This is a genomic window from Sphingobacterium sp. GW821-FHT03E03 (assembly GCF_059420745.1).
Genome location: NZ_JBWKUH010000002.1, coordinates 234134 through 257161 on the forward strand (window position 1 = coordinate 234134; position 23028 = coordinate 257161).

14 protein-coding genes are annotated in these 23028 nt (G+C 38.9%); 11 read left to right on the forward strand and 3 right to left on the reverse strand.

Going from position 1 to position 23028, the window contains the following annotated elements:
• Positions 1-515 precede the first annotated feature (515 nt).
• Both AC07UV_RS04375 and AC07UV_RS04380 read left to right on the forward strand, forming a co-directional pair.
• The gene (locus tag AC07UV_RS04375) at positions 516-842 is read left to right on the forward strand and encodes a DUF6266 family protein (protein ID WP_495182845.1); all 327 of its coding nucleotides are present in this window, start codon (positions 516-518) and stop codon (positions 840-842) included.
• Entirely contained in the window at positions 743-1042 is a 300-nt protein-coding gene (locus AC07UV_RS04380) for a hypothetical protein (protein WP_495182918.1), read from the forward strand. The genes AC07UV_RS04375 and AC07UV_RS04380 overlap by 100 nt, the downstream gene beginning before the upstream one ends.
• A gap of 112 nt (positions 1043-1154) precedes the next feature.
• Here the strand turns inward: AC07UV_RS04380 and rpsO are convergent, their stop codons facing one another.
• Together rpsO and AC07UV_RS04390 are read right to left on the reverse strand one after the other, a co-directional pair.
• A complete protein-coding gene (rpsO, locus tag AC07UV_RS04385) occupies positions 1155-1433 on the reverse strand; it encodes a 30S ribosomal protein S15 (RefSeq protein WP_120261475.1) in 279 nt (92 codons plus the stop codon).
• Between the two features lie 102 nt (positions 1434-1535).
• On the reverse strand, positions 1536-2750 hold the full coding sequence (locus AC07UV_RS04390; protein WP_495182846.1) for an acyltransferase family protein: 1215 nt from the start codon (positions 2748-2750) through the stop codon (positions 1536-1538).
• Between the two features lie 319 nt (positions 2751-3069).
• Between AC07UV_RS04390 and AC07UV_RS04395 the strand changes: the two genes are divergently transcribed.
• From AC07UV_RS04395 to AC07UV_RS04430, 8 genes are all read left to right on the forward strand, one after another.
• Complete coding sequence (locus AC07UV_RS04395) at positions 3070-6375, forward strand: SusC/RagA family TonB-linked outer membrane protein (protein ID WP_495182847.1); 3306 nt, start codon at positions 3070-3072, stop codon at positions 6373-6375.
• An 18-nt stretch (positions 6376-6393) separates the two neighbouring features.
• Positions 6394-8148, forward strand: coding sequence for a SusD/RagB family nutrient-binding outer membrane lipoprotein (locus AC07UV_RS04400; RefSeq protein ID WP_495182848.1), 1755 nt, complete (start codon positions 6394-6396; stop codon positions 8146-8148).
• Between the two features lie 155 nt (positions 8149-8303).
• Positions 8304-9467, forward strand: coding sequence for an ROK family transcriptional regulator (locus tag AC07UV_RS04405; protein ID WP_495182849.1), 1164 nt, complete (start codon positions 8304-8306; stop codon positions 9465-9467).
• Positions 9468-9493: 26 nt separating this feature from the next.
• Positions 9494-12865: a SusC/RagA family TonB-linked outer membrane protein gene (locus AC07UV_RS04410; protein WP_495182850.1), complete on the forward strand. Its 3372-nt coding sequence runs from the start codon at positions 9494-9496 to the stop codon at positions 12863-12865.
• Between the two features lie 12 nt (positions 12866-12877).
• Positions 12878-14479 carry a SusD/RagB family nutrient-binding outer membrane lipoprotein gene (locus tag AC07UV_RS04415; protein WP_495182851.1) on the forward strand — a complete coding sequence of 534 codons (1602 nt, stop codon included), beginning with the start codon at positions 12878-12880 and terminating at the stop codon, positions 14477-14479.
• 199 nt (positions 14480-14678) lie between these two features.
• A complete protein-coding gene (locus tag AC07UV_RS04420; RefSeq protein WP_495182852.1) occupies positions 14679-15845 on the forward strand; it encodes an ROK family protein in 1167 nt (388 codons plus the stop codon).
• Positions 15846-15869: 24 nt separating this feature from the next.
• Entirely contained in the window at positions 15870-18965 is a 3096-nt protein-coding gene (locus AC07UV_RS04425; RefSeq protein ID WP_495182853.1) for a SusC/RagA family TonB-linked outer membrane protein, read from the forward strand.
• A gap of 19 nt (positions 18966-18984) precedes the next feature.
• Positions 18985-20883 carry a SusD/RagB family nutrient-binding outer membrane lipoprotein gene (locus AC07UV_RS04430; protein ID WP_495182854.1) on the forward strand — a complete coding sequence of 633 codons (1899 nt, stop codon included), beginning with the start codon at positions 18985-18987 and terminating at the stop codon, positions 20881-20883.
• A gap of 187 nt (positions 20884-21070) precedes the next feature.
• On the opposite strand, the gene AC07UV_RS04435 is transcribed toward AC07UV_RS04430, so the two are convergent.
• Positions 21071-21514, reverse strand: coding sequence for a hypothetical protein (locus tag AC07UV_RS04435; protein WP_495182855.1), 444 nt, complete (start codon positions 21512-21514; stop codon positions 21071-21073).
• A gap of 463 nt (positions 21515-21977) precedes the next feature.
• On the opposite strand from AC07UV_RS04435, the gene AC07UV_RS04440 reads away from it, so the two are divergent.
• Complete coding sequence (locus AC07UV_RS04440) at positions 21978-23024, forward strand: ROK family protein (RefSeq protein ID WP_495182856.1); 1047 nt, start codon at positions 21978-21980, stop codon at positions 23022-23024.
• Positions 23025-23028 lie beyond the last annotated feature (4 nt).

Genomic DNA, 23028 nt, shown 5'->3' on the forward strand with positions numbered 1-23028 from the left:
TTAATGCAATTAACGGTTAGCTAAATACGCAAAGCCAGTACTAAGGCCACAGGGAGGTTATGCAACCGTCGTCATTCTTTGAAAATTTGCTTTAAAAAAGCACCCTATCAACACATCAACTTATCAAGCCAGAAATCGTGATTTTTAAATTTGGGTATTTTCGTTACACAAGTGTAGCTTTATCCCTTTTTTCCTCTTTTAATTTTTAGAGGGCAGCATTAGGATCAACTAGTGATCAAATTAGTCCTTTTCACAGTACTTGTTCAGTGCTCATTCAGTGTTTGCTCAGTGATAATTCAGTAAAGACTGAATAACCAGTGACTGATCACTGTCTAAAAATTGATTAAAAATTGTTATTAGGTATAATGTGGTATTAGGATGTTTCGGCTTTAATGCCTATCTTAACTATCCATATTATAATCAGTTAGTTATGGCAATCATCAAAAATGGCGTTAATGGAACTGTTTCTGGGAAGGCAGGTTCCGTTGTGTTTGTGTTGACGAAAACACGAAATTATGTACGTTCTCTCCCCCGCGTTAAAAAAACAAGCGCCCACTCCTGAACAGCTGCTCAGTAGAATACGCTTCAAGATTGTGAGGTCGCATATTAACCTGTTAAATTCGATCATCAAGATAGGTTATAAGGCGTATAGCTATCCAAAGCGGGCATACGATGTCGCCATGTCTTATAATCTGAACGAAGCACTTATCCAGGGAGCCCCAATCCCATCACTTCCTACACGATGGATTTCGATCAAGAAAAACAAGTGCTTCAGGTTACTTGGGAATATGATGCCTATCTGGAGAAGAAGTTTGACACAAGGTCTTACGATTCCTTCTTAATCCTGTACAGCGCAGCGGATAATGGTGTTGAATATCCACTTTTGATGAACGACTCGAAAAATAGCTTAATATCTGGAAAACAAGACGTTAATATTCCAGAGCATAGAAAGGAAGCGACTTATGAAGTGTATCTATTTTTTGTAGAGAGCTATTGTGGAGGTAATACAGACAGCCTACACTTGGGGAAGATAAAGGTGTGACTATAGCTATTAATGACACTATCATATATTTTATAATACCTAAGACGAGATATCTCATAAAAAAAGCCATCCAAAATCTGGATGGCTTTCCTAAAAACCTTTGTACAAAAGCTTATTTGATAATATCACGTAAACCTAGACCTTTGATGATCGCACGGTAACGGTTAATATCAGTTTTGTAAAGATAAGCCAATAATGAACGACGTTTACCTACCAACATTTGTAGGGCACGTTGTGTACCGAAATCTTTTCTGTTCTTTTTCAAATGCTCAGTTAAGTGAGCAATTCTCTTAGTGAATAAAGCAACTTGACCTTCTGTAGATCCAGTGTTAGTAGCTGATCCAGCAAATTCTGCGAAGATTCCAGCTTTGTACTCTTTACTTAAATACATCTCTTGAATAATATTAAAGCGTTAAAAAATTTATTAATTGCCTGCAAAGGTAGTATTTTTTTTTTGATCAGCAAATACACCTTCATAACCTCTTCGCTCTCACTATACTTTTACATATATCTTTTTCTTGTCCAGCCAGTAGCAGATCACCCACATCAGGGTCAAAAAACAGAGTGAATAGACAAAAGAACCAACTTCCGGGATTCCGGGAACCTGGGCACAGATATATTTATAAAACCAACCAAAAGCGTCAATATATTTTCGTGTTCCATCCTCAGCCAGTCCATCCGGGATCCGGAATAGCCCCAAAAAGCGAGGTAAAATTCCACTCAGTACAAATATAAATAAAGGGTTTTTGCCGAATACATCAAAAAATTGGGTCAATTTATTTTTGACACCCTGCACCTCTATAAACCAAATCATACTACCAATTGTCATTGTAGCAAGTCCTGTGGTATAAAGCACGTAGGAACTGGTCCAGATTTTTTTATTGATCGGAAAGCCGAGCGCCCAGATCCAGGCCAAAACAACAAGGATAAAGCCAGTCACAAACATCCCCGACAACAACTTAAAATGAGGTTCATTTGAAGCAGGCACCTTAGACCAGAGCCAGTCCACCTGGCCTTGTTTCTTAATAAACACCCCCACCAGATAACCAAACACAACCTGAACTACTGCCGGCAAAGTACTCATCAATCCCTCTGGATCGAATGGAACACCTTCACCTTTATAAATATGCGGCACCCCTAGAATAGCGATATCGTACTTTGTTCCAAACCATCCTTCTAAGCTATATGGATCCGCTCCCCCCGCTAATGCACAAACAGCCCAGTACAGCAATAGTATACTGGCAGAAATCCAGATAATTGCTTTTTCTTTAAAATAATAAGCTAATATAGAAGCAAAACAATAAGCGATGGCAATACGTTGCAATACCCCAAGGATACGAATACCTCGACTTGGATCATTGGGATCTACCCATTGTTTAAAAACCAGTTCCGCCCCCTCCCATTTAATAAAAGGCCACCAGTTAATAAAAAGACCAATTGCAAAAATTAAGACCGTACGCTTAAGCACTTTCTTCCAGAAAACGGCCGGACCTGCTTCTTGCAAGCGAGGAATCACAAAGGACATCGCATTCCCCACAGCGAATAGAAAAAACGGGAAAACCAGATCCGTGGGTGAGCACCCATGCCAGGCTGCATGTTTCAGCGGTGCAAACATATGCGCCCATGTCCCTGGATTATTTACCATAATCATCAGTGCCACAGTAGCCCCACGAAACACATCCAAGGAATAATAACGTTGTTTGATCATAAATTAAGTGATTAGCTAGTAAATATAGGGATTACCCAATTCATATTTATGCATTAAAAAAAATAATAATGGCACAAACAAGAGTTCTTTTTATTTTTTTTTAAAAAGTATTTGGAACTTAATAATAAATACCTAATTTTATGTAACAAGATTTATACTAACCATATATTGTTTTTTAAACATAACGATCTGGAGCAATAAGCCAGATCAGACGGATTATTAACTAGAGTACCTTAGATTAACATTTAACCAAAAGCTATAGCTGATCCCAAGGATTGATATAGTACTAAACAATTTAATTAACCTTAAATAGTAGAAAATGAGTGTCTTTTACAAAAAAAGTGCAGGCTTAGCCCTATGCACACTGTTTAGCGCAACAGCACTTTACGCGCAACAAACGGTTTCTGGCAGTGTGTCAGACAAAACAGGCCCCCTTCCTGGAGCTACTGTAGCCGTTAAAGGCTCAATTGCCAAAACACTTACCAACGAGCACGGATCATTCAAAATCAACGCTGAAAAAGGACAAACGATCCGAATTTCTATGATTGGTTACAAACCTCAGGAAATCGTTGTCGGTTCAGCGAGCACAATTAAAATCTTATTGGAAAGTGACGAATCTTCATTAGGTGAAGTTGTTGTAACAGCTTTGGGCATCAAAAGAGATAAAAAATCGTTGGGCTATGCAACAGCAACCGTTACCTCCGACGACCTACTAAAAGCGGGTGCAACTCAGAACCCTTTTCTCGCAATGTACGGAAAAGCGGCGGGTGTGGGCATCAATATCGGTTCAGGTGGTCCAACAGGCGGCGTTAATATTCGTATTCGCGGAGCCGCAGGATTGGAATCTGGGACTAATACACGACCACTATTTGTTGTAGACGGTGTACCGCTTTATGACGAAAGTACTTCCATGGAATCAAGGGGATATGATCCTTTGAATTCTTTTGATATGGGATCGGGCATTAACGATCTTAATGCTGAAGATATTGAATCCATTGAAATCTTAAAAGGCGCGAAAGCCACCGTGCTTTATGGTAGTCAGGCTTTGAATGGTGTTGTTTTAGTAACTACAAAAAGCGGACGGAAAACGAGGGGTTTAGGAATTCAGGTCAATCAGCAATTCAGTATCGACAAACCTTTTACCTATATCGATTTTCAAAATGAATATGGCTCAGGTGCTTCCACCAATGATCTTCAATATGCAACGGTCAACGGTAAAGAAGTTAGAAAGCTTCCTTTAAGCCGATTTAGTTTCGGTCCTAAGTTTGACAATTCAGACATTATGCTCTATGATAGCACAATGAGCAAATACACCGCATACCCAAATAACTTTATCGATTTTTTTGAGACCGCTGTTAACAATAGAACAAATATTGCTGTAGCTGGCGGGGGGGAAATTGGTAGTGCTCGTGCATCATACACCACAAATACCTACAACGATATCTTACCAGGTTTCAAGCAGAAACAAAATACATTTAGTTTCAACGGAAACTTTATGCCTTCGAAATTTGCCAGCTTCGAATTTGTCAACAATTTATACAGCATAAATACGACCAACAGACGCCCAAATATTCAACAATGGGTGGCAACAGGGTTAAATCGGGACTATGACTACAATTGGATCAAAGGATTTTATCATGATACTGATGGCTTCCGAAAAGATTTAGAGCCCTATGGTCTATCAGGAAGTTCTCCAGGATATTGGCCGAATGCGACATCCAATATCTTATGGGAACAAAACGACAATAAGGACCAAGATAAAAAATTCCATTTGGTCAGCTCCATAAAGACCACCTTACGATTCAGTCCGCATGTTTCTTTCATAGGACAAGCATCCATTGATTATACCAATACCGATTTCATTACAGAAAATAAAATAATTCGTTTAACACCAAGCAGAATAGGTGGCGGATATAAATGGACCAAAAGAAATACCACCGTCCAAAACTACCAAGGTCTCATGAAATATGAAAATACCTTCAAAAAGGACTGGAATCTATTTGGTTTTGTCGGTGGAGCATACCAAAAAATTACCGACAACAACATGTATACCTCAACGGGTAACATGGGTTTACTCTATCCCGATTGGTTTTCGCTACAAAATGCAAATATCACCGGATGGCCAACTGCTGGTTCACGCGACCAAGTAATGGGCAATAGCCGTGGGTCAGATGTATTATACAGTGTATTAGGTTCGGCAACATTGTCGTATAAAGAAACCCATTACCTGGAGATTCAGGCTCGGAATGACTGGAATTCGACTTTACGTTCCCCTAAAAATTCTTATTTCTACCCAGGTCTTTCCTATACCTGGAATTTCTCCAATGATTTTAAAATTCCAAAATTACAATATGGAAAGCTCCGTTTGGCCTGGGCAAATGTTGGAGGCGGTCCTTTTACCGCAACAGGAAACCGTTATTTTGCGGATAATTCATTTCGAGTTGGTCAAATACCATATTCATATGGTCCAATTTCAGTCACACCTCCGGAATCTCTATTTTTAGAAGAAATAAAACCATTCCGAAAAAGAGAAATAGAACTGGGCTTTAATACAAGGTGGTTTCAAAATAACCGTTTAGAGGTCGATTATGCATTTTATAACAACAATACCTACAACCAGATCATCCAACAGACCATATCACCCACAACGGGCTATCCCTCAGCGAGTATCAACACAGGTGACCTGCGAAATTGGGGGCACGAGATATTTATCAAAGCCGCACCAATTGCCAACGAAAAATTCAGATGGGATTTAACATTAACAGCCGCAAATCAATTTTCAAAAATCGTAGCACTTTATCCAGGACTCACCCAAAAATACATTACAGGAAATAGTGGTTTCCAAGTCTGGGGCAAAGAGGGTGAAAGAATTGGTGAAATCAGAGCATACGACTATAAACGTGATGAGAACGGAAATAAAATTGTTGGTCCAAACGGATTATACAAATTATCTGACGCGGTCTCTTACATTGGAAAAAATGTCAATCCAGATGTCTTTGGTGGATTTATGAACGACTTCTTTTTCAAGGGATTTAATTTCCACCTTGGATTGGATTACAAGTTTGGTGGATCCGTATTTTCATATACAAACAATTATTTAATGGGGACTGGTGTAATTAAACAAAGTTTACCAGGCCGCGATGAAGAACACGGTGGAGTCGCTTATTATATCGATAAAAACAACAAATTTATCCAAACGCAACATAACGCAGCTGCTCCATCGGACTCCAAAGATGGTATAATTTATCACGATGGTATAATTTTGGACGGTGTTATGGAAGCAAACGGCTCTTATGTAAAAAATAACCAAATTGTTAGCGCACCATCTTATTATGGCACATACATAAACGACCTCGGTACATCATGGCCGCCAGATCGCCTGTATAAAAACGATTATATTAAATTTAGAGAAATATCGGTTTCATATACCATTCCGCAACGATGGGCAAACAATCTCAAACTTCAGAAGTTGACTTTAACTGCTGCTGCGAGAAATCTTGGCTATCTTTATAAGAGCATTCCAAACATTGATGCAGAGGCTGCTCTAGGGGCACAGTCCTACATAGAAAATTCGTTCTATCCATCTATTAGAACTTTTACATTTGGAGTTAATGTTAGTTTTTAACCAATTAGACATTCAATTATGAAAAAAATATCAGTATTATTAGCCTCCGCTTGTATCCTATTTAGCGGATGCAAAAAAACCTTAGATAAAGAGTTTTATAATCCAGAAAATTACAACAAAACCGGAAACCTATTTAGCGGTTTGTTCTCTTCAACACTCTATAAATGGAAAACTTATGTCCAAGATTATGGTGAATGGTGGTGGGAAATTGCTGGCACGGGTGCTTTGGGAGTATCCGGGTATTCACAAGTATCACAACGTTACATCACCGATCGCTATGCTTGGTTTGGTTTATATGATGATCTCTCGGGCGCTAATGCTTTCGGTAGTGAAAATCAATTATGGCAAAATAGATTGGGGAGCTTTTATAAAAACGCGAATGCCTGGCCAGTTATTCAAGACAACCTAAGTAAGGTCTCAGGACAAGAATTAGACAATAATATAATTTACTATCATTTAATAACCGTTATCAAGGACTATGCTGCATTAATGACCGTTGATTTTTACAATGCAATTCCTTATTCAGAAGCATTTCGCGGAAAAGAACGTTTGTTTTTTCCAAAATATGATGACCCAAAAGAAATCTATATCAGTGTCTTAAACGATTTAAAGAAAATCTCTGAAGAACTGCCCAAGGTCCAAGCCAAAATGACTCCTTCTGCTATTGCCGTTTTCCAAAACCAGGATTTTGCATTCCACGGGGATATTAATAAATGGATCCAATATATGAACGCTTTACGTTTAAAATATGCGCTCCGCATTTCTGGTGTGGATGAGACGACTGCCAAGACACATATTAACGATGTATTGTCCAAAAACAATTTACCGCAGACTGATCTGATTTGGCAGATGCCCTATAAATTGGATGTAAAAGGAGGTGGAGAGTGGACAAGAGGATTATACGAAGCATGGCCCGGCACTTTTATTACCGATATCATTATGAAACGGATGAATTACGGCACAACAAAATACGAAGCCGGAACAGATGATCCTAGGTTACCTGTTATTGCATTTCCGACCAAATACAGTGATTTCACAAATAGTATTGGTGATTATAGAGGAGTCAGCATGAATGCAGACGCTCAAAAAGCGCCATATAATGCTGGAGATAAATACTATACTGGAGGATTAGACGGAGATATCAACGAACATTTCAAGCAAAACTCCAAATCATTTTATAATTTTGCGACAATTACGATGAATAACGTCTTTCCCGTCTATATGATGACCAAGGCAGAAGTTGATTTGATCCTTGCTGAAGTCTCATTAAAAAACTTAGGTAATACAGGAAAAACTGCAAGTGATCATATCAAAAATGCAATCGGCAATTCCACAGATTTTTGGTACGCGCGCAATGCAGAAAGTTCATTCGCAACGAACCAAAAAATATTACATCCGACAAAACCAGATGCAGGAACTGTATCGGCCTACGCCAATATTGTTGCTACCAAATATAATGCGAAAACAAGCACAGATGATAAGCTTGAAATCATTATGCAGCAAAAGTATATTCACCTGAATATCATGTGTCCTTACGAATTGTGGACCGAACTGCGTCGTACGAGACATCCAAAATTGGAGCCAATGACCTTCAACGGAAAAGTGATGAAACCGCTTCCCGAGCGCCTTAGATACCCTACAGGGGAACAGGAAACAAACCCAGACAATTATGCGAAAGTCAAATCTGATGACAATTTCACAAATCCAATCTTTTGGGTACCGCAAAATCTAAGAAATGTAAATCCTTATTGGAGCAATTCCAATTTCGAATAACACTTAGCTTAATATTTACCCGCACAGAAAGCCTAGAATCAAGTCTAGGCTTTCTACTTTTTAAAAATATTTAAAAAGTATTTTGAACTTATACACAAAATACTTTATCTTTATATTACAATTATAACCGATTCTTTCACAAGCCAATTATACCGATGAAAGCCGACATATTAAGATTATTATATTATAATGAGACGCAATCAATTGCGGATATCTCAAAAAATCTTTCAAAAAGTACACCAATCGTTACAAAAAACATTAACGAGCTGGTTAAACAAGGACTTATTCTTGATAACGGTTTAGGCGAATCAACCGGGGGACGCCGCGCTTCCAAATATGGTCTAAATAATACACTTCCCTACCTTATCATCAGTATCGCCATAGATCAACATTATAGCTCCTTCACGATTTCCAATTTGACCCATAACATCATTGCCCAACAAAAAGATGTACCTATTAACCTCAAGGAACAGAATGCCGGGGAAATAATTCTTCAGAAGCTAGAAGATATAGTCAAAGAGAGCGAAATCGATAAAAAAAACATTATTGGTGTGGGTATCAGTATGCCCGGATTCGTTAATCCCGAAGAAAAAATCAACGACTCTTATCCTAAAAACTCCTCCCTTCACCACCTCTATAAACAAATTGAAGAAAAACTAAACATAACGACTGTCATCGACAATGACTCCCGCTGTATCGCCTGGGCAGAAAAAGAATTCGGTCACGGTGTGGACATCGCGCATACACTCGTTATCAATTTAAACTGGGGTGTTGGTTTAGGAATCATTATAAATGGGGAGATCTTTAAAGGTGCAACAGGTTTTGCAGGCGAATTTAGCCATATCCCGCTATCTGACAAAAATACGCTCTGTTCTTGTGGGAAAAGAGGCTGCCTAGAGGTTGAAGCATCTTTGAACGCTGCAATACAAAACACGGAATCCGATATCGAGAATGGCGAATATTCAATTTATTCAACCTTTGTTAAAGTAAATTCCAACAAAGCAGATGCATTGATCGAAGCAGCAAAATTGGGCGACCAAATTGCAATTAATAACCTCGGAAAGATTGGCTATATGTTAGGGAAAGGCATTTCCACATTACTCCATATTCTCAATCCAAACAAAATAATCATTAGTGGCCGTGGAGCAGAAGTAGGTGACATCATAGCACCCCAAATTCAAGTTGCTATTAATGAATTCAGTATTCCTAAAATAGCAAAAATGACGAAAATAGAAATTTCGTCACTACACAAAGATGCGCAGCAAATGGGAACTGCAGCATTGGTTGCTGATCACTTGATTGATAATATTATTAACTAAACTATTTTCATACAAACACCTACATTATGAGTCTATTTCAAAAACGAGCTGCAGGTTTAGCGTTGTGCACCATATTTAGTGTCACATCGCTATATGCACAGCAGTCCATTACGGGTACAGTAAGGGACGCAAACGGACCAATTGCTGGGGTATCAGTCTCCGTAAAAGGAACTAATCGAGCTACCCAAACCAATGAAAACGGAAGTTTTACGATCCAAGCCAGCCAAGGAGAAACGTTACGTATATCCATAGTCGGATATAAACCTCAGGAAATTCAAGTCAATGCAACAAAGACTATCGATGTAACCCTCTCTAACGATGATTCAAGCCTGGATGAAGTTGTCGTTACAGCATTAGGAATCAAACGTGAAGCCAAATCACTGGGCTATTCAGTACAAAAAGTTGGTGGTCGTGAACTTACCCAAACAAATGCACCAACTGTTGCCACCGGATTAATGGGAAAAGTTTCAGGAATGAATATCAGCATGTCGAATGGTGTTGAAGGCGGATCTCAACGCGTAGTTATACGTGGTGCAGCTTCATTAACCGGAGCAAATCAACCGCTCTATGTCGTTGATGGCATGCCCATAGATAACAATCAAATTACTAGTAAAGGTAATGATATCACGAAAGCGAATGGATCCTATCAGGACTGGGGATCGATATTAAATTTTATCAACGCGGATGACATTGAAGACGTCAGCGTGTTAAAGGGTCCTACCGCGGCCGCACTGTATGGTGCGCGAGGTGGCAATGGTGTTGTTTTAATAACAACAAAAAAAGGAAAACTGAAAGAAGGACTTGGAATTGACTATAACTACTCATTTCGTTCCAACGACCCCGTCCGTTATCAAGAAATGCAAAATAAATATGGGTATGGTGGAGCTATCGCGCTATATTCGGCCATTCCAACCTTGCCTGTAGACGCTAAAGGTCAATTAAGATACCCAGGCGCAGACCCTTGGTCCGGAACAAATATTACCGACCAGAAATGGCTTAGTCACGGTACTGTCCCGGGAGGAAAAAATACCTGGGACTACTTTAGCTGGTACGGAACAGGTGCTTCATGGGGAGCCGAAATGAAGGGGCAAGAAATCCTATGGTGGGATGGAACAAAAAGGAATTATTCTCCACAGCCCGATAATATTAAGTCATTCTACCGTACTGGTAATACACAAACCCATAATGTTGCTTTTAGTGGTGCTAATGATCTTGGAAGTGTACGCTTATCTTATACACGCCAAAACAACACCTCTATCATTCCCAATAGTAATTTTAACAATAACACGTTCAATTTAGGGACGAACGTAAAAATATCAAAGAAAGTTACCGCAGATGTATCTGCAAGCTATATTAATTTCTACCGTCTTAATTCGCCCGATGTAGGAAATAGCAATAATTCTTGGGGTAAATTTTCAACTTATGGTATGTCCCGAGATTATAAAAATTTAGAAAAAGACATCTATCGAAATCCAGATGGCAGCAAAAACTTATTAGATGGTTCGGTGTACAATATGGGATATCCTTATGGTGGATACGGAAAGGATATTTATTGGAACATTTTCATGAACAATACTGAACTGAACCGTGATCAGCTATTAGGAACCGTAAAGTTAAATGCTGAATTAACAGATTGGTTAACTTTAATGGGTAGAGCCTCTGGAAATTTTTCTTCAGATGAATTTGACAAAAAGTCCTATCCAACCGATAAAGAAGGGCTACAAGGAAAATATGGACATGAGCTTTATAAAACGACTGATCGAAATCTCGACTTTTTGGCAACTGCACATAAAGAGAACCTCAATGGATCCAAGTTTAGCGGCAGTTTTTCGGTCGGAGCTAGTTCCTGGAAATCCAATTATCGCGGTATCCAAGGATTTAATGACGGCCCGTTTAATGATCCATTTTTATTTTATTTAGCCAATATCAATAGAAATGGTACCGTATCTGGTTTTATACCCAACGAAGAACGGATGGAGCAACAAATAAATTCTTTGTTTGGAATAGCCAATATCTCGTATGACAACTTCCTGTTCTTTGAAGGAACATTCAGAAATGACTGGGCTTCAACCCTGCCAAGCAAAACAAGAAGCTACAATTATCCTGCCGCCTCATTGAGTTATGTCTTTACCGAAAAATGGGCAGGCAAACCCAATTGGTTAGATTATGGAAAATTAAGAGCCGCATTTGCAAAAAGTGCGATCGGAACTAAACCTTATCAGACATCTTATATTTATAGTACCGGAACATTCAATGGCCAGGCCCTCCGCAAAATTTCAAATAATTTATTGCCGGTAGATTTACTGAAACCACAACGTTCAACTTCCTATGAACTCGGAACAGATCTGAGCTTTTTGAAAAACCGCCTGGGATTGACCTTTACTTACTACAAAGTCAATTCCACTGATCAAATTATTGACCTAAACGTTGCTCCTTCTTCAGGTGTTACTGGTGTACGAACAAATTCAGGAGAACTCCAAAATCAAGGGATTGAATTTACGTTAAGAGCAACACCAATAAAAACACAGGATTTTTCATGGGATCTAACACTCAACGGAGCGCAAAACAGAAATAAGCTTGTTAAATTGGCTCCAGGAATTGACGAATATTACTTAGATGAAATGTTTGGAAACGAAGGCGTAACGATGAAAGTTAAAGTTGGAGACAACTTTGGGACAATTTATGGAACAGACTTTCAATATGATGAGAAAACAGGCAAGCGGATCGTAGAACGGGTATTGGATGGACAAGGTAATCCCACAGGTACGCGTTATAAAGTTACAACGAATCAAGTACCAATCGGAAACGCAAATCCTAAATTAACAGGGGGACTAGGAACCAATCTGCGTTACAAAGATTTCTCATTTTATGCCTTAGTTGATTTCAAATGGGGTGGAGATATTTGGAGTGGAAGTTATTCCACAGCCATGGGAAATGGTTTGGCTCCTGAAACGCTGTTAGAAAGAGATGGTGGTGGCTTAGCTTATACCTACCCAGATGGATCTAAAGCAAATCATGGTGTAATTCTGGACGGCGTATTTGCCGATGGAACGGAAAATAAAGATGTCGTTCACTATATGTGGAAATATGCAGGCTCCTATGCAGCCTGGTCTAACATCCCTATGCCTAGAAGTTTGGCAGTTTTGGAAAATTCCTGGGCAAAACTCCGTGAAGTTCGGTTAACCTATCAGATTCCAAAGTCTGTAGTACAAAAGACAAAATTTTTCCAAGGAATGTCCGCCTCATTAATAGGTCGTGATTTATTTTATCTGTACACAAGTTTACCGGATAATTTAAATCCAGAAGCAGTTAACGGAATAGGTAACGCACAGGGTATTGAATTCGGAGCCCTTCCGGGTGTTCGTTCTCTAGGTTTTAGCATTAGTGCATCGTTTTAATAATTGGAAATCATGAAAAGAAAATATCTAAAAACACTCTTATATAGTTCACTATTTTTGGGAACAGCTTTAGCAACATCATGTACCAAAGATTTTGATGAAATGAATGCGCCCTGGAAAGACGCACAAACCGCAGACATAAAAAGTCTCTTTAATGGCGTTGTGGCGAGTATCGAACTTGGTGCCCAGGAACAAGCGACCGCCAATACTTGGATCTACCCCATCGCACAGCTAGGAACAACCGTTGGAAACTCTGGATATTCCATGCAAAACGCTTCAAACGAATTATGGGAAAACTATTATAGGGCACTTATTTCCATTCGATTAACCGAAAAAATGATCAATGAATCGCCGGACAAAGCTAAGTATCAAAACGTACAGGCCATGCTCACGATTCTAAAGGCCTATAAGACCTTTAAAATGACTGATGTTTTTGGCGATATCCCCTATTCTGAGGCCGGCATGGCTGACCAAGGTCCTACCAATTACAGGCCTGCATTTGATAATCAAAAAAGTATTTATGAAAGCTTATTAAATGATTTAAAAACAGCAGTAGCAAACTTAAGCAGCTCTGCCGACCAGATTAACATAGGAACATCCGAATCCATGCTAAATAGTAATATTACTCTATGGAAAAAATTTGGCAATTCACTGCGACTACGTTATGCTTTACGCATGAACGATGCAAATGGGACTGTAGCAGCCACCCATGTACAAGAGGCATTGGCCTTACCACTTCTAGAAAATATTGAAAATATCGGGTTGACACCTGCTGTGCAAAATTTCACAGGTGAATGGCGCGAATGGTCATTCCACGCCGGAATATATTTACGCATGGGGAGTACCGCTTGGGAAATGCTGAGCAACAATAATAACAAAGATGGTTCGGGGATATTTGATCCAAGAGCTAAAATATTTTTTGAAACCAATGCTAAAAATGAATGGGCACCGAAACCGCAAAACGTCGCCATGTCCGATGGTGGCGAACCCTATAACCGGAGAAGAGATGATGACTGGTCCAATAAAGGAGCAGGGAACCTGATCTCAAATTTCAATTATTATTTTGGTCGCGACAAAAATATCCCAGAATTGATTATTACCGCAGCAGAAGTCTATTTTCTAAAAGCAGAAGCAGCGGCGAAAGGAATTGGGGGGGCAGCAAGTTTATCTACAGCCAAAACAGAATATGAAAATGGGGTCAAGTCATCCATTAATTTTTGGACGACGATGGCGATGAAAAGCGTGGTCTGGAAAGAGAACAAACCGACCTCTTTACCTACCAGCACGCAATTAAATGCCATCTTATCTAATCCGAAAGTTGCTTTTTCCACTACATTGACTCCTACAAATGCGCTGAAATTAATTTATACACAGCGTTGGTTAGATAATTTTAGACAACCATACGAAGCGTGGGCTTTAACACGGCAAACGGATGCTACACCAAAGTCTTCGGTAAGCAACGATTTGTATGAAAAAGAATTTGGTGTAATAAAAAGATTAAATTATGCGGATAAGGAATATCAATATAATAGAGAAAACACATTAGAGGCTACAAAAGAAGAAGTTAATAGTACGGAATGGCAAAAAGTAAAAGTTTGGTGGGATGTAAAATAAAAACATAAATACCCATTCATTCTAAAACGCCCCAAAATTTGGGGCGTTTTTTCTTTTATACAAAATAAAATTAGGTACATAAAATATAATACTTTTTAAAAATATTCAAAAAGTTATTTTTACTTAACACAAAAATAACATATCTTTAGCGCTCACTAAATGGGAAAACACTAACGCATCCCCACATAACGTAATGGAATTGAAGGAGAAAATCCTTGTATATCTGTATTATCTGAAGGAGTTATCTATTGCTGAACTTTGCAAAAGTCTGGCAAAAAGCACCCCTATAGTTACAAAGGCAATTAATGAATTGTTAGATCAGCACATTATTGCAGACAAGGGTTTAGCCGCATCCACTGGCGGCAGAAGAGCTGCATTATATGCATTAAATGATGACGTCGATCATCTCATAGTAAGCATATCAATTGACCAATTCTATACATCCATCCATATCAGCAATCTGAGACAGGAAATCCTATATGAGCAAGTAGACATTCTAATAGACCTCAACGAGTCCGTTGCTGGCCCTAAGATTATTGAAGCGCTCAAGATGCTTATCAATAGTCACAATGTAAACAAGACCAAAATTATAGGAATAGGAATTAGCATGCCTGGTTTTGTCAATACGACCCTCGGTGTCAATGATTCATTTGCCGATCATGAACCGATCCATCATCTCAAGGATTTAATTGAAAAAGAATTAAATATTCCAACGATAATCGACAATGATTCTCGTTGCGTCGCTTGGGCCGAAAAGGAATTTGGTGGTGGAGTAGACAGTACACATACCTTAGTCATTAATCTGAATTGGGGAGTAGGTTTAGGGATTATCATTAATGGTGAAATTTTTACTGGTGCTACGGGTTTCGCTGGTGAGTTTAGTCATATCCCCCTTTCGAACACCAACAGTCTATGTTCTTGTGGAAAAAGGGGCTGCCTCGAAGTAGAAGCATCTTTAAAATCTGCCATAGAGCAAACGGAGATAGCCATCCAACAAGGAGAATACTCTATCTACAGTACGCTCATCAAAACCATGAGCAACAAAAATAACGCGCTCATTGAGGCTGCAAAAATAGGCGATCAATTGGTTATTTACAATATCGGAAAGATCGGTTTTATGATCGGAAAAGGCATCTCTACCCTGCTTCACATCCTCAATCCGAATAAAGTTATTATCAGTGGCCGAGGAGCTGAGATCGGAAATATATTAGGTCCACAGATCCAGAATGCCATCAATGAATTTAGTATCCCGAGAATAGCAAAAATGACCGAAATAGAAATTTCGGAGCTACACAAAACTGCACAACAAAAAGGGACAACTGCATTAGTTGTCGAACATTATATCAATCGCATTTTAACGAATTAAACTCTTTACTTAATTACCTAAAAAATGAGTCTATTTTACAAAAAAGCAACGGGGCTAGCATTATGCACTATATTTAGTGCTTCCGCCCTCTATGCACAACAAACTATTACGGGTAAAGTATCCGATGACAAGGGACCTGTTTCAGGGGTTACCGTAGCAGTCAAAGGAACTACAAAGGCAACACAAACAAACGCCAGCGGATCATTTACTATCGATGCTGCTCCAGGAGAAACGATCCGTCTATCAATCGTCGGATACAAAACTCAGGAGATCGTTGTTGGTTCGACTAAAACGATTAATGTTACATTGACCGCAGATGCTTCGACATTAGGCGAAGTCGTTGTGACGGCAATGGGTATAAAAAGAGAAAAGAAAACATTAGGTTATTCTTTTCAAGAGGTTAAATCCGAACAACTTACAGATGCCAAAGAAACCAACGTTGCGAATGCTTTAGTTGGTAAAGTTTCCGGACTTCAAGTGATCAAAGGTTCTGCAGGTCCAGCATCTTCGACTAAGATCACGCTTCGCGGTAACAACTCCCTTACTGGAGATAACCAACCGTTAATCATTGTTGACGGCGTGCCGATGAATAATTTCCTTGGCGGTATGAAAGGAAATGGTGATAAAAATAATGACATGTGGAATCCAGCGACCGATATGGGCGGCGGATTGGGCGATATCAACCCCGACGATATCGAGAGTATGTCTGTCCTTAAAGGCGGTGCGGCATCAGCGTTATATGGATCAAGAGCTGGTAATGGTGCCATCGTCATCACAACCAAATCAGGTAAAGCGCAAAAAGGTGCTGGTATCACATATTCTTCAACCATCGGCCTTGAAACCATCTTCATGACACCAAAGCTTCAAAATAGCTATGGCCAAGGAAAAGATGGTGTTTATAATCCAATAAGCACAACGAGCTGGGGCGATAAAGTAAGCAAGGTATATGACAATATTGGTGCATACTTCAATACGGGGGTTAATCATACACAAAACCTTGCTTTTCAACAACAGCTGGGCGAGACCAACATCTATTCTTCTGCGACCTATCTAAATGATCAAAGTAAGATCCCGGGTTCTTCATTAGAGAGAATCAATTTGATGACTAAGGTCACTTCATCATTTGGCCCTGATAAACGCTGGACTACAGATGTCAAGGTGCAGTACATGAATATGAACGCCAAAAACAGACCTATCTCTGGACAGAATAATTCAAATGTGTATAGCACATTGTTTACCATGCCTCGTTCCATGAATATTCTTGACTTTAAGAATCCATTGAATGCAGTGGGGGATATGGCTTGGTATGGAACAAGTGAGAATAAAACGATGAACCCCTATTGGTTGGAAAAATACCGTCTGAACAATGATATTCGTGACCGTTTTATCATGAATGGAAACATCAAGTACAAATTCAATGATTGGTTAGATGCGGAAGCAAGATTTGGACGTGATCAGTATACGACCAATTATGAAAACAAAACTTACGGTGGTAGCCCATTGATTACAGGCGGTAGTTATGGCGTAGGTAAAAACACTTTCTTTGAAAACAACTTCACTGTTGCGTTAAATGCGCGTAAAGATAATTTGATCGGAAAATGGGGTGGATCTGCTTCCGTATTCGGACAAATTATGAAGACGAGATCTACTGGGATAGATGCAAGTACAGGAGAACTTCAGGTTCCAAACTTGTTCTACATCAACAACAGTAAATCTTTTCCTACAATCGAACAGAGTTTATTGCAAAAGCAGATCAACTCACTATACGCTACTGCGGAAATCAATTACGACAACTACCTATTCTTTAATGTAACTGGAAGAAATGACTGGTCATCAGCGCTAGGATTGGACAACAGATCTTTCTTCTACCCTTCTGTAAGTGGATCATGGGTAATTTCGGATATGATTAACAAAACTGGGGGTTCATTACCTAGCTGGTTATCTTTTGCGAAATTGAGAGGATCCTATGCAGAGGTTGGTAACGATCTTCCATCCTTCCAATTGTATAACGTTTACAACATTGGGAAAGATCCAAATGGTAATACGACAGCTGGTATGGGGAATACCAAATATAGCCCTAGCATCCTGAGCGAGCTAATCAAAACCATCGAATTTGGTTTCGACACCCGATTATTCAACAACAGATTAGGATTGGATTTTGCCTGGTATAAAACCAATGCAACCAACCAGCTGATTGATCTTCCGATGAACCCTTATAGTGGTTATGAATATGAAAAAATCAATGCTGGAAATATTCAGAACTCAGGGTTTGAAATTGTATTGGACGGAAGGATATTAACCAATAAAGATCAATTAACCTGGAATTCAAGCCTGAACTTTTCAAGAAACAGAAATAAGATCATCAGTCTTGCTGAAGGAGTGGACATGTATCCATTAGGATCTTATGACAACGTTTCTATCCGTGCACTTGAAGGTGGATTATATGGTGATATTTATGGCACTAAATTTCTAAGAGTTGAAGATCCGAATAGTGAATTCAATGGTCAATTGATCTTAAATGGCAGCGGATTGCCACAAGCTGCAAGTGGCCTTCACAAACTTGGAAACCAAGCCCCTAAAGCACTAGTAGGCTGGAACAATAATTTTGCTTACAAAAACTTTGGATTAAGCTTCCAAGTAGACGGAAGATTTGGTGGAGAGTTCTTCTCAGGAACAAATCTCAATCTACAGGCTAATGGTAATGCGGAGATTACAGCACCAAACGGTGAGCGTAACCCATTTGTCGTGGATGGTGTGATTGCATCTAATGGATCATATACAAAAAACACCACACAAACGACCCAACAATTATATTGGACGCAAGTGACTTCCACTTCAGGAAACTACGGTATTACAGAACAAAATGTGTATGACGCAACCAATATCCGTTTGAGAAATGTGACATTAAGCTACAATTTCCCAAAAAGCATACTGGGCAACAGCATTGTACAACGCGCTAAAGTTAGCTTGACAGGAAATAATCTTTGGATGATTAAAAGTTATGCAAATGGTGTAGATCCAGAATCTGTATTCGCAATCAATTCGAATGCGACGGGTTTTGAGAACTTCTCTACGCCAACATCCAGATCATTCTTCCTTAATGTCACTTTAGGCTTCTAATCAATAAAAACGATAAATCATGAAAAATATCATATCAAAAATAGGTTTTGCAGTACTTCTGGGAGGAGTAATCAGCTCATGCTCTAAATTTGAAGAGATGAACGTCAATCCGTATAAGGCCAATGACGATCAGGTCAAAATAGAATTCTTTTTTAACAATTCACTTACTGGCGCACAGCAAGATCCCAATATCGCTGAGCGTATCTTTGTGCTCGACTGGAAAACAACCGGAAGACAGCATATGACCAATGGTTTAGCTACTGGAACAGTAAATGATGATTGGTCTAAAGAGTATTATAGATATTCAGCTGAATGGATCAAAAATGCTACCAAAGGAATTGAGGTTGCTACAAACGAAATCAATGCTGGATCCGCAAAAGATTATACCAATAATTTATTACAGATTTCCCGTATCTGGAGAGCATACCTGATCAGTGAGGTAACGGATAATTTTGGCCCTACCCCTATTGCATTTGCAGAAGGAGTCAATCCTAAATACAGTTCGGTGAAAGATGTTTACTACTATCTTTTCGATGAGCTTAAAGATGCGACATCCAAAATGAAACCTGGCATTAAGGTTCCTGATGATGTTGTCAAGTTTGACCGTGCCTATGGGTTTAATGATGAGAAGTGGATCAAATATGCTAATTCAATGCGGATGCGTTTGGCGATGCGCCTATCTGAGGTTGATGCAAACAAAGCAAAATCAGAGTTTGAAGCCGCTGTCGCTACCAATAAGTACATCAGCAATACAACTGACAACTTTACTGTTGCCGAGAAAGATGGCTGGGATCCTTTGACAGGTGTCATGAGCCGTAGTTGGAACTATCAGGCCCTTTCGGCGACATTAAATAATCTCTATCTTGGATTAGGTGGAATTCAAACAGAAAAGCAAGTTGCTCAAGATCTGAAGTCTTCAATTAAAGCCGAAAACTATATTGGCAAGCGTTACAGTAATCATTTCACGAGTAAGACTAATGACCCTTCTGCGGGTTACTGGTTGGATGGTCTACCAAATAAAATAGATCCACGTGCGTTAAAAGCATTTTTTATCCCCGGAGATTTTAACAATAGCAATTTCTTCGATAACGGCGACGATTCTAAAAAAACGGTAGACACCTTAGTGAATGGCAATACCAAAATTGCGGTAAACACAAAATATACCTGGAATGCCTTCTCATTAGGCGACTGGGCTGCAAAGGGAACAAACAACCGCTTAAGAAGCACATTAGTTGGTAAAGTTCCAGCAATCGCCGTTCAGTTCAGAAGAAGCGCAAATAGTCGCATCTTCTTTGCCAACTGGGAGACATATTTCCTTTTAGCTGAAGCATCGCTAAAAGGATGGATAACAGGAACAACAGCACAGGCAGCTTATGAAAATGGTGTCAGAGCTAATTTTGATTACTGGGGAGTGGGTCAGTTTGCTTCGGAATACCTAAGCTCTACGGATTATAACAGAGTAGGTACATCAGTTAGTTTTACACATATTGCGGAACCAGGAGATGCACATACCATGGATTATATCGATGGTTATACCAATGCTGCTGGTACAGTAAGCATTAAATATCCCGTCAATTCTCTTTACAAGAATGGTACAGTACGCAATGACTTATTGACGAAAATTATTACCCAAAAATTCATCGCCAATTTACCTTGGTTACCATTAGAGTCCTGGAATGATCAAAGAAGATTGGGTTTACCTTTCTATGAAAATCCTGCAATTGAAAATGCTTTACCAAACTTACCTGATCTTACATCAGCAAACTTTATGACAAGCAATATCAAATTCTTTCCACAACGATTAGCATTCCCTTCTTCATTTAGGGATACTGATCCTGCTGAATACCAAAATGCGGTATCGCTATTGGGTGGTGCTGATAAAGTCTTGACACCACTTTGGTGGGCAAAACAGAAATAGTTTTTTAGACGACAAGTCAAATTTAAAGGAGGTGTATCTTATGTTACACCTCCTTTTTTTATATAGCCTTTATGCCCGAATTTTTCAATACGACCATTTTGAATTTATCTGAGTAATCAATCTAATCATAATGATGCGGATATCCGATATGTTACCAATTAAATCGTCCTGAAAAAATCACTTGAGTCTACATCTTGGTAATTGTCGTATAAGCCCAATTCGTCCAAACCCCATCTTTATTTTTTACCCGCGCCGAAACTGTATATGTACCGCTATTAGAAAATTGTATCCGTACACCAGTATGGTTTTCCAAGAGACAATCCAATCCCGAATCGTATGTAATTGTTGCCGAAGGTGAAACCTGCCATTCCGTATCTATGGCATCAGTACATCTATTGGGATATAAAGCAACGAAATTCATGGCCGGCATCGGACCAGAACCTATTGTGGCCGATTCGCTCCATATCCCATTCAGTACCGTTGGCAGAGCTGCCTTAATAACCATTTTCGATTTTGAAGAAGGAGCCGTTAAATAGCGTTCAGCATTAGAATTTAAATCTGCCTTTGTGAAGCCAAAGCTTAGGATAGCTCCTAAGCATAGCAAGCTTTTGAAAATTTGATTTTTTTTCATAATTGTTTATTTATAATTGAGGTAATTGGTTTGAAATCTGATCAAACACCTGTATAAATATAAACAAATTGTTACATATAATATTTTCAATTTTACGATAAGATATAGCCATCTTATGTATTATGTGTATAATTTTAGCAATTCTTTTTAAAAAATTTAAAAAGAATTTTGAACTTAATAGAAATACTACATATCTTTATCACATCAACATAGTCTAGATCGCAACTCATTCAGTTATTCGGACTTGGAAAAGACTAACGTTGTGCATACTAACTTAGATATTAGGTAAAATAATATCTGTTTAAACTTACAAACCAAAATCACTATTCACTGAAGTTGAACTAATATGGTTGTCGATATATTAAAAAATTTGTATTACCGGCCAATACAACCGATTGCAGAGATAGCAAACGCATTGTCCCGAAGTATACCCTCAGTGACCAAGCAATTAAATGGTTTGCTTATGAAAGATATCATTATGGAGAAGGGGTATGCAGCCTCTACTGGAGGGAGGAAGGCTATTCAATATATGCTAAATGAAGACTTGAATCATATCGTTTTAAGCCTATCCATTGATCAGTTTTATACCTCAATTGCCTCATCTAATTTGAGAACTGAAGTACTTCATTCCGAAAATAATATTCCAATTGATCTGAAAGGTTCAGAGGCGTCCGCCATAATTATGGATTCTTTAGAAGATTTTCTTTCAAAACATCAAATAAGAAAACATTTAGTTATAGGTATTGGAATTAGCATGCCCGGCTTCGTTAATTCCGAAACAGGGTTAAATGAATCCTACAGCGAAGATTCGCCCCTATACAATATTCGTGAGCAAATCGAACATAGATTTGAAATTCCTGCTGTTATAGACAATGATTCACGCTGTGTCGCATGGGCTGAAAAAAAATTCGGTGAAGCTCAAGACTCCAGCCATTCACTTGTCATCAATCTTAATTGGGGGGTTGGACTTGGTATACTGATCAATGACGATATATTCAAAGGAACCTCCGGATTTGCCGGAGAATTCAGTCATATCCCACTTTCTGATACCCTGACGTTATGTTCGTGTGGGAAGAGAGGATGTCTGGAAGTAGAGGCATCAATTAGCGCTGCTATCCGAAATATCCAAAAAGATATCAAAAAGGGAGCATATTCAATCTATGAGAAATTAGAGCTAGAACAGAACAATAAAGTTGAGGCACTGATAAAATCAGTACAAATCGGGGATCAAGTAGCTATTAATAATATTGGGAAGATTGGCTATCTATTAGGGAAAGGAATCTCCACATTAATTCATATACTCAATCCTAATAAAATTATTATTAGCGGTCGAGGTGCAGAGATCGGGCATATTCTTGCTCCTCATATACAAGTTGCCGTGAATGAATATAGCATTCCAAAAATCGCCAAAAAGACTACCCTTGAAATTTCAACATTACACAAAAAAGCACAACAAATGGGCACAACAGCCTTGGTTATAGAAAAATACATTACCAACATAATTAACTAACGTT